2 protein-coding genes are annotated in these 2,264 nt (G+C 69.5%); both read left to right on the forward strand.

What is annotated here, in order from left to right:
- The first annotated feature begins 32 nt into the window (after positions 1-32).
- A complete protein-coding gene (istA, locus tag ABNF97_RS33740; protein ID WP_349341038.1) occupies positions 33-1,445 on the forward strand; it encodes an IS21 family transposase in 1,413 nt (470 codons plus the stop codon).
- The gene (istB, locus tag ABNF97_RS33745) at positions 1,442-2,212 is read left to right on the forward strand and encodes an IS21-like element helper ATPase IstB (protein ID WP_349341039.1); all 771 of its coding nucleotides are present in this window, start codon (positions 1,442-1,444) and stop codon (positions 2,210-2,212) included. Before istA ends, istB begins: the two co-directional genes overlap by 4 nt.
- Positions 2,213-2,264 lie beyond the last annotated feature (52 nt).

Genomic DNA, 2,264 nt, shown 5'->3' on the forward strand with positions numbered 1-2,264 from the left:
TTCGCCCGATATGAGCTGGGCGGAGGGCGGCGATGGTTCTGCGGTCGGAGCGGTGGTTGGAGCTGCGCCGGTTCCGTGCGCTGCACGAGGCGGGGCTGAGTCTGTCGCAGATCGCCCGGGAGACCGGGCTGGATCGCAAGACGGTGCGCAAGTACCTGGCGGATGAGACGTCGCCGGCGCCGCCGCAGCGGGCACCGCGCCGAGATCCCCGGGCGTCGGTGTTGAGCCCGTTCGCGCACGTGATCGACGCATGGTTGCGGGCGGAGCTGCTGCTTAAGGGCACGGTCATCCACGAGCGGCTGGTCGAGCAGTACGGCTTCACCGGTAACTACCAGCGGGTCAAGCTCTACCTGCAGGAGGCCCGGCCGCGGATCGCGGCGGAGTTGGGCATCGGCCCGGACGAGCTGGCCGGGTTGCATCGCCGTTTCGAGGTGGTGCCCGGTGCGCAGGCCCAGGTTGACTGGGGCGACGAAGGCGCCATCCTGGCCCACGTCGGGATTGCGAAGGTCTACTCGTTCCACATGGTGCTGTCGTATTCGCGAGACCCGTTCTGCTGCTTCACCACCAGCCAGGACCTGTCGGCGTTCTGGGAGTGCCACCGGCGGGCGTTCGCTCACTTCGGTGGGGTGCCCAAGGCGATCGTCTACGACCGGACGAAGACGGTCGTGCGCCGGCATGTCGCCCCCGGGCAGGCAGTACCGCTGCATCCCGAGGCGGTGGCGTTCGCCGGGCACTACGACTTCGACATTGACGTCCTGGCTGCCTACCGCCCCACGGGCAAGGGTCGGGTCGAGCGGCAGGTCACGATCGTCCGCGACCACGTCCTCGCCGGCCGGGGCTTTGCCTCCCTCGCCGACCTGGACGCCGCTTTCATGGCATGGGTGCCGATGCGCCGGGCCCGAACCCACCGCACCCACGGCGAGGTCATCGGAGTCCGCGCTGCCCGTGACCACGCGGCCCTGCGACCGCTGCCGGCCAGAGCGTATGTGGTCGCCGCGAGGCATCTGCGGCATGTCGGCAAGGACTGCCTGGTCGCCTACGACGCGAACCTCTACTCCGTCCCGGCCCGGCGGGTCCGCCACCGGCAACTGGTCGAGGTCCGCGCCACCGCGGCGACGATCGCCATCCACGCGACCATGCCGGATCAGCACGGCGAGACCCTGCTGGCCAGCCATCCGAGGGCGGTCGGACGCGGCGCCCGCATCGTCGACCCGGGCCACTGGGACGGCCTGCCCGACGGACACACCCGGGCGATCACCACCGGCGACACCCCACCGGCACGCACGCGGCTCGCGCCCGGCGCCGGGCCGTTGCAGGCGCTGCTGAACCGGGCCGCCGCGGCTCAAGTCACCGTCGACCGCCGGCCGCTGTCGGTCTATGACCAGATCGCCGGCACCAGCCCCTTCACCACCACACGGACCTACCCGAAGGGCACGACCTCGTGAGTGACCTCGTCGCCGACCGCATCCGCGCCACCGCCACCCGGCTCGGCCTGCCGCACCTGGCCCGCACCTTGGCGGACCTCACCGCCCGCGCCGACACCGAGGCCATGGGCTACCTCGACTTCCTCGACCTCGTCCTCGAAGAAGAACTCGCCGTCCGCGACGAACGCCGCTTCCGCTCAGCGCTTCGCCTGTCGAAGCTGCCCCACCACAAGACCCTCGACGAATACGACTTCGCATTCCAACCCGACCTCGACCCCCGCAAGATCCGGGACCTGGCCACCCTCACGTTCGTGCAGACCAAAGCCAACGTCGCCCTCCTCGGCCCGCCCGGAGTCGGGAAGACCCACATCGCCGTGGCTTTGGCGGTCGCCGCCTGCCGAGCCGGGTTCACCGTCTACTTCACCAGCCTCGACGACATGGTCCGCCACCTCACCGCCGCCGACGCCATCGGCCGCCTGGCCCGCAAACTTCACACCTACCTACGCCCCAACGTCCTCGTGATCGACGAGGTCGGCTACCAGCCCCTCGAACGCGCCCAGGCCAACCTCGTCTTCCAAGTGATCTCGAAGCGATACGAGAAGGGCTCCACCCTGCTCACCTCGAACAAGAGCTTCGGCGAATGGGGCCAGGTCTTCGGAGACGAAGTCCTCGCCACCGCCATCCTCGACCGACTCCTGCACCACTGCGACGTCGTCGCGATCAACGGACCCAGCTACCGACTCAAGAACCGCCTCACCGCCATCGACGGCCAAGCCAACGTCGCCTGACCTGGCCACGTTCATCCGTACCTACCTGGGGACGCACACCCGTACGCCGACA

The organism is Plantactinospora sp. B6F1 (genome assembly GCF_040120695.1).
GTDB lineage: Bacteria > Actinomycetota > Actinomycetes > Mycobacteriales > Micromonosporaceae > Plantactinospora.

Coding starts and splice junctions, on each gene's coding strand:
- istA (WP_349341038.1), top strand. CDS start 33: ATGGTTCTGCGGTCGGAGCGGTGGTTGGAGCTGCGCCGGTTCCGTGCG.